Genomic DNA, 8,211 nt, shown 5'->3' with positions numbered 1-8,211 from the left:
CCAGGCAGAAGGCGACGCGGACTTCGGGCCCGACACCACGCGAGCGCAGCAAGTGGGCGAGCTGGTTGGCGCGCTGATTGAGCTGGAGGAAGGAGAGAGAGGAGGCGTCGTCGAGGACGGCGAGGGCGTCGGGCGTGAGGGCGGCCTGGGCCTCGAAGCGCTCGTGGAAGGCGCCAGTCCAGGGCAGCTCGCGGCGGGTGTCGTTCCACTCGACGAGCACCTGACGGCGCTCCTCCGCTGGCAGCATCGGCAGCTCACCCACGAGGGTGTCGGGGGCGGTGATGGCCGCTTCCAGCAGGGTGTTCAGGTGCTCCACCCAGCGGGCGATGGTGGCCTCCTCGAAGAGGTCCACGCGGTAGCTGAGCCCACCGGCCAGTCCTTCCGGCGTCTGTGACAAGGTCAGCGTCAGGTCGAACTTCGTGACCTGAAGCTCCTGCGCGAACGACTCCAGATACAGCGGCGCGCTGTCATCGGACGTGCTCTCCACGGTGCGGTTCGCCACCGGGAGGTTCTGGAGTGACAACATCACCTGGAACAGCGGCGTGTGGCTCAGGCTGCGCTGGGGCTTCAGCTCCTCGACGAGCTTCTCGAACGGGACGTCCTGATGCTCATAGGCGCCCAACGTGGTGGCGCGCACCTGCGCCAGCAACTCGCGGAAGCGCAGGCCGGGGCGGACCTGCGTGCGCAGCACGAGCGTGTTCACGAAGAAGCCGATGAGCCCCTCGGTCTCCGTCCGGGTGCGGCCGGCGATGGGCGAACCGACGGTGATGTCGTCCTGTCCCGAGTAGCGTGCGAGCAACACCTGCCAGACGGCGAGCAGCGCCATGAACGGCGTGGCTCCTTCCTGGCGGCAGAGCGTCATCAGGCGCTCCGTCAGCTCCTTCGACACCCGCACGGGCTGAGAGGCTCCGCGAGGATTGCGAACCGGAGGACGAGGCTTGTCCGTGGGCAACTCCAGCAGCGGAGGAAGCGCGCCAAGCTGACGACGCCAGTACCCGAGCTGTTGCTCCAAAACGTCGCCCTTCAACCAGGAGCGCTGCCAGGTCGCGAAGTCCGCGTACTGGATGGGGAGCGCGGGCAGTCGAGCGTCTCCGCCCGAGGCGAAGGCCGCATACAGCGCCGCCAGCTCCTGGATGAGGATACCCATGGACCAACCGTCCGAGACGGCATGGTGCATGGTGACCAGCAGCACGTGGTCCTCGGGCGCCAGGCGAAGCAGCATCGCCCTGAACACGGGCCCTCGGGCGAGATTGAACGGACGCTGGGCCTCCTCGGCCGTGAGCCTCCGCGCGTGCTCCTCGCGTTCCTCGGCGGACAGCATGCCCAGCTCCACGATGGGCAGTGAGAACCGCTCGGCCGGGTGGATGTGCTGCACGGGCTCGCCGTCCCGGGCGACGAACGTGGTGCGCAGGGATTCGTGGCGTTCGAGCAGCGCGGTGAAGGACTGCTCCAGCGCGGAGAGGTGGAGCGTTCCCCTCAGCCGCAGCGCCGAGGGGATGTTGTACGCGGAGGTCCCGGGCTCGAGCTGATCCACGAGCCAGAGCCGCTGCTGCGCGAAGGACAGCGGCAGCTCTCCGGTGCGAGGCGTGGGCACCAGCGGAGGCGCCTGCCTCGAATGCTCCTGCCGAGCGGCGGCGATGCGCGTGGCCAATTGCGCGACGGACGGCGCCTCGAAGAGCGCGCGCAAGGGCAGCTCGACCTCGAACGCCTTGCGGATGCGCGACACCACCTGCGTGGCGAGCAGCGAGTGACCGCCCAGCTCGAAGAAGTCGTCGGAGACGCTGACCTTGTCGAGACGAAGGACGTCGGCCCAGATGGACGCGAGCAGCTCCTCGGCGGGAGTGCGAGGCGCGAGGAAGGACTTCGAGGACGCGAAGGTGTCGGGAGCCGGGAGGGCCTTCCTGTCGAGCTTCGCGTTCGCGGTGAGCGGGAACGCGTCCAGGTGGAGCAGGAACGACGGCAGCATGAACTCGGGCAGCTTGAGCTTGAGGAACGAGCGCAAGTCCGCCGAGTCGATGGGGGCCGAAGACGTGTAGTAGGCGGCGAGGCGCTTGTCGCCCGGCGCGTCCTCGCGCAGCAGGGCGATGGCCCCGGTGACGGAGGGGTGCGAGCGCAGCGCTGCCTCGATTTCGGCCAACTCGATGCGGAAGCCGCGCAGCTTCACCTGGGCATCGGAGCGGCCGAGGAAGTCGAGCGCGCCGTCGTCGCGCCAGCGGACCAGGTCGCCGGTGCGGTAGAGGCGTGCTCCGGGCGTGGTGCTGAACGGGTGGGGAATGAAGCGCTCGGCGGTGAGGTCGGGGCGGAGGAGGTAGCCGCGCGCGAGGCCCTCACCGCCAATGAACAGCTCACCCGTGACGCCAGGGGGAACGGGCTGGAGCGTGGCGTCCAGCACGAAGAGCTGCGTGCCGTGGATGGGGCGACCGATGGGCAGCGTCGTGCCAACGTCCTCGGGCCGGGTGACGGTGAAGGTCGTGGCGAAGACGGTGGATTCCGTCGGGCCATAGGCGTTGGTGACGGGCACCTGCCACGTGCTCAGGGCCTTGCGGACATGGAGTGGCGAGACGACGTCGCCGCCGGTGAGGACGTGCTGCAACGAACTCAAGCCCGGAAGCCCGGAGTCCGCGAGCTGGGTGAAGAGACCAATGGTGGCCCAGAGCGTGGTGACGCCGTGACGGGACACGGCCTGCCAGATCTCCTCGAGCGATAGCGAGTGCGGCGGCGGGACGACGAGCCGCGCGCCATGAAGCAGCGCGCCCCAGATCTCGAATGTCGCGGCGTCGAAGGAGATGGGCGCGAGCAGCAGGTGCGTCTGCTGAGGACCGAACCGCGTGTAGTCGGGGCCGACGAGCGTGCGAAGGACGCCGGAGTGCGGAGTGCCGACACCCTTGGGCCGGCCCGTCGAGCCGGACGTGAAGTCGACGTAGGCCAGGGACAGGGGCAGGGCCGCTGGCGGCAGCGCGCCCGTGGGCTGAGACGAGAAATCGACGTCGTCGAGGACGAGGGTGGTGAGGCCCTCCGTCGGGAGCTTCGATGCGAGGGCGCGAGAGGTGAGGATGAGCAGCGGCTGGGCGTCCTCCATCATGTTGGAGAGGCGCTCGCGGGGGTAGCTGGCGTCGAGAGGGACGTAGGCGCCGCCGGCCTTGAGGATGGCGAGGAGCGTGACGACGAGGTCGAAGGAGCGCTCCAGCGAGAACGCGACGCGGGAGTCGGTGGAGACGCCCAGGGCGCGCAGGTGCCAGGCGAGCTGGTTGGAGCGGGCGTCGAGCTGGCGATAGGTGAGGACATCCTCACCGAAGAGGAGGGCCGTTGCGTCGGGAGAACGCGCGACGACGCGTGCGAAGACCTCGGGGAGCGTGGAGTCGGGCGAGGTGATGACCGGGGACAAAGCCCAGTCGACGAGGACATCGCGGCGCTCGGCCTCCGTGAGGATGGAGTGGGCGGAGACAGCGACGTCGGGTCGGTTGACGACGGCTTCGACGAGCAGCTCGAAGTGACGGGCCATGCGCTCGATGGTGGCGCGCTCGAAGAGGTCGGAGTTGTAGCCAAGCGCTCCGAAGATGCCGTCAGGCGTCTCGACGAGGCTGAGCTGGAGCTCGAACTTCGACGTGCTTCCGCTGACCTCCACCGGGCTGAGCGTCAGCTCCGTCTTCTGGATGGCGGATGCTGGCGTGTTCTGGAGGACGAAGAGGACCTGGAACAGCGGACTGCGACTCATGTCGCGGCCGGGCTGGAGCTCCTCGACGAGCCGCTCGAAGGGAATGTCCTGGTGGGCATACGCACCCAGCGCGGCTTCCTTCACATGCCGCAGCAAACGCGGGAAGGACGCACGGGAGTCGATGCGCGCGCGCAGCACGAGCGTGTTGACGAAGAAGCCGATGAGTCCTTCGAGTTCCGAGCGGTGGCGACCGGCGATGGGCGAGCCGACGGTGATGTCGTCCTGGCCGGAGTAGCGGGAGAGCAGGAGCTGCCACGTGGCGAGCAGCGCCATGAAGGGCGTGGCGCCTTCGCGCTGGCACAGGCTCTTGAGCTTCTCGGCGGTCGCGAGCGGAAGGTTGACGAACACCCTTCCGCCCGCGGTGGTCTGCACGGCGGGCCGAGGCTTGTCGAGCGGCAGCTCGAGCGAGGTGAGGTCCGCGAGCTGCTTGCGCCAGTAGGCAATCTGCGCGTCGAGCACGCTTCCCTGGAGCCAGCCGCGCTGCCAGATGGAGAAGTCGGCGTACTGGATGGCGAGCGGCGCGAGCGGTGACGGCCTGCCGTGGGAGAAGGCGTCGTAGAGAGAGCCGACCTCCTGGATGAGCACGCCCATGGACCAACCGTCGGAGACGATGTGGTGCATGTTGAGCGCGAGCACGTGCTCGGTGTCGCTCAGCTCCAGGATTTGAGCGCGGATGAGCGGACCCGTGGAGAGGTTGAAGGGCCGCTGGTATTCCTCCATCAGCCTGCGTTCGACTTCCGCACGAGTACCCTCCGCGTCGAGGCCTCGGAGGTCCACGCGAGTGACGGGGAGCTCGGCATGCGGCGCGATGACCTGCAAGGGCTGGTCGTCGCGCTGGATGAACGTCGTGCGAAGCGCTTCATGGCGACGGACGAGCTCATCGAAGCTGAGCTGGAGCGCGTTGATGTCGAGATGCCCGTCCAAGCGGACGAAGGAGGGCATGTTGTAGGTGGAGGAGCCGGGCTGGAGCTGGTCGATGAACCAGAGACGCTGCTGGGCGAAGGAGAGAGGAAGCGGGCCGGTGCGAGGGACAGGGAGGATGGGAGGAGGCTGAGCGCTGGAGCCTTCCTGGGAGGCCGCGGTGATGCGAGCTGCGAGGGAGGCGACGGTGGGAGCCTCGAAGAGGGCGCGGAGAGGAAGCTCGACACCGAAGGAGGAGCGGATGCGGGAGATGACCTGGGTGGCGAGGAGGGAGTGGCCACCGAGGGCGAAGAAGTTGTCGGTGACACCGACGCGCTCCAGGCGGAGGACGGTGGCGAAGAGGGAGGCGAGCTTCTCTTCCTCGGGGTTGCGAGGAGCGACGAAGGAAGAGTCGCCACGCAGGGTGTCGGCGTCGGGAGCGGGAAGCAGCTTGCGAGCGAGCTTTCCGCTGGGAGTCAGAGGCAGTGCCGCCAGGGAGATGAAGGCGGAGGGCACCATGTACTCAGGCAGACGCTTGAGGAGGAAGGTGCGCAGGGCCTCTGAGTCGAGGGCGGAGTCGGGAGAGAGGACGACGTAGCCGATGAGGCGCTTGTCGCCGGGGACGTCCTCGCGGACGACAGCGGCGGCGTCACGCATGCCCGGTGCGGTGCGGAGGACGGACTCGACTTCACCCAACTCCACGCGGAAGCCACGCACCTTCACCTGGAAGTCGAGGCGGCCGAGGAACTCCAAGGTGCCGTCGGCCTTCCAGCGAGCGGAGTCGCCGGTGCGGTAGAGGCGAGAGCCGGGCACACCCGAGAACGGATTCGGCACGAACGCCTGAGCGGTGGTGTCAGGGCGAGCGAGGTAGCCGTGAGCGAGGTGGGTACCGCCAACGAAGACTTCACCCGCGACGCCGATGGGGACGGGCTGGCCGAGAGGGTCGAGGACGAAGAGCTGGGTGTGGCCGACAGGCGAGCCGATGGAAGGCAGGCGAGGCCAGGCGGAGGGCGCACCCTGGAGACGGAAGGCGGAGACGACGTGCGCTTCCGAGGGGCCGTACTGATTCTCGAGGACGCTGCCCGGGAGCCGCTCGAAGAAGGACGCCAACGTGGCGTTGACCTGGAGCTGCTCACCGGCGGTGACGACTTCGCGCAGGGCGGAAGGCAGGGTGGCGCCGTGAGAGACGGAGTCCGCCATGGCCTGGAGTGCGACGAAGGGGAGGAAGAGTCGCTCCACCTGCTGACGGTGCATGAAGTCGAGCAGGGCGGGGATGTCCTGGCGCAGGCCTCCGGTGGGCAGGACGACGTGGGCACCCACCCACCAGGAAGCGAAGAGCTCCTGGATGGAGACGTCGAAGTTGAGGGAGGCGAACTGGAGCGTCACCGCGCGAGGGTTGGGGGACTGACGAATCTGCCAGGCGAGGAGGAAGCTCAGGGCGCGGTGGGGCATGACGATGCCCTTGGGGATGCCCGTGGAGCCGGAGGTGTAGATGACGTAGGCGATGTCCTCGGTGGAGACGAGGACGGAAGGCGCCTGCGTGGACTGGCGGGAGATGGCTTCGGCCTCGGAGTCGATGAGGACGAAGCGCGCGCCGGTGCTCTCCGGGAGGACGGAGGCGAGAAGTGAGTGGGTGAGGACGACAGGAGCGCGAGTGTCCGCGAGCATGAAGGCGAGGCGCTCTGCGGGGTAGTTGGGGTCGAGAGCGACGTAGAAGGCGCCGGCCTTGAGGGTGGCGAGGACGGCGACGGCCATGTCGAGGGACTTGTCGAGGCAGATGCCGACGGCGAGGCCCGGAGTCACGCCGCGAGAGGCGAGGTGACGGGCGAGCTGATTGGCGCGTGCATCCAGGGCCGCGTAGGTGAGCGAGTGCGTGCCGTCGGAGATGGCGATGGCGTCAGGCGTACGAAGCACCTGGGCCTCGAAGGGGCCGTGCATCGTGGTGACGGCGTGCGCATGCCGTGAGGTGTCGTTCCAGGAGACGAGGAACTGGAGACGCTCCTGCTCGTCGAGCAGCGGCAGCCGCCAGAGTGACTGGCCGGGGTTGTTCACCGCGGACTTCAGCAGGCTCACCAGATGCTTGCCCATTCGCTCCGTGGTGCCGCGGTCGAACAGGTCGGTGTTGAACTCGAGCAGACCGCCGATGTCGTCGCCGTAGTCACCGCACAGCAGGGACAGGTCGAACTTGGCCGTGCCGCTGTCCACCCGCATCGGCTGGAGCGCCCCCGTGTCCTCACCCTCCTGCGGCGCTACCGAGCGCCCCGTGTTCTGGAGGGCGAACATCACCTGGAAGAGCGGAGACCGGCTCAGGTCTCTCTCGGGCTTCAGCTCGTCGACGAGCTTCTCGAAGGGCACGTCCTGGTGCGTGTACGCCCCGAGCGTCGTCTCCTTCACCTGGGCCAGCAGCTCGCGGAACGTCATCTTCTCTGTCAGCCGCGCACGCAGCGCGAGCGTGTTGACGAAGAATCCGACGATGCCTTCGATTTCGGAGCGCTGCCGGTTCGCGATGGGCGAGCCCACGACGATGTCATCCTGCCCCGAGTACCGCGCGAGCAGCACCTGGAACGCGGACAGCAGCGCCATGAAGGGCGTGACGCCTTCGCGCAGGCACAGCGCGCGCAGCTCGGCGGTGAGCTGCGAGCCCAGGTCGATGGGCAACGTGCCGCCGTTCGCCGTCTGGACGGGTGGACGCGGCCTGTCGGTGGGCAACTCCAGGGCGTGCGGAGCGCCGGAGAGCTGACCTCGCCACCAGCTCACCTGATGAGAGAGGGCTTCGTCGCGCAGCCAGCCTCGCTGCCACGCCGCGTAGTCCGCGTACTGGAGCTCCAGCGGCGCGAGCGGCGACGGGAGTCCCTGTGAGAACGCGGCGTAGAGCGCGCCGACTTCCTGCGTGAGGATGCGGTTGGACCAACCATCCGAGACGATGTGGTGGACCGTGACGAGCAGGATGTAGCGCTGCTCGCTGAGGCGCAGCACCGAAGCACGGATCAACGGGGCTTGGGAGAGATCGAACGGCTTCTGCGCTTCGAGCTGGGCCAGCCGCAGCGCCTCGGTGTCTCGCGTGGCTTCAGGCACGCCCTCCAGGTCCGTCACGGGAACGGACAGCTCCACGCGAGGATGGATGTGCTGGACGGCCTCGCCATCCGCCTGGACGTGGAACGAGGTGCGCAGCGCTTCATGGCGCTGCACGAGTTCCTGAATCGCGCGCTCCAGCGCGGCGAGATTCAGCCCGCCGTTGAGAAGGATGGCCGAAGGGATGTTGTAGAACGGGCTGCCCGGCTGGAGCCTGTCGAGGAACCACAGACGCTGCTGTGCGAACGACAGCGGCAGAGGACCCGTGCGAGGCACCGCCACGAGTGCAGGCCGCTGGAGCGACAGGTCTCCGCGACCCACGGCATCGACGCGAGCGGCGAGCGTGGCGACGGTCGGCGCCTCGAAGAGCGCGCGCAGGGGCAGCTCGAAGTCGAAAGCCTTGCGGACGCGAGAGACGACCTGGGTGGCGAGCAGGGAGTGGCCGCCAAGGGAGAAGAAGTCGTCGGTGACGCTGACGGAGTCGAGATGGAGGACTTCGGCCCAGATGGCGGCGAGGCGAGTCT

The 8,211-nt window shown here is 68.3% G+C and carries 1 protein-coding gene; it reads right to left on the bottom strand.

Annotation, left to right across the window (positions count from 1 at the left end):
• Positions 1-8,211 (bottom strand): non-ribosomal peptide synthetase (locus tag LZ199_RS45640; protein WP_254000137.1); only part of this gene is annotated, 8,211 nt, incomplete at both ends.

It is taken from the genome of Myxococcus qinghaiensis, from assembly GCF_024198215.1.
Classification (GTDB): Bacteria; Myxococcota; Myxococcia; order Myxococcales; family Myxococcaceae; genus Myxococcus; species Myxococcus qinghaiensis.
Note: the sequence above shows the minus strand (reverse complement) of the source record. Positions and strands in the feature narration are given on the sequence as shown.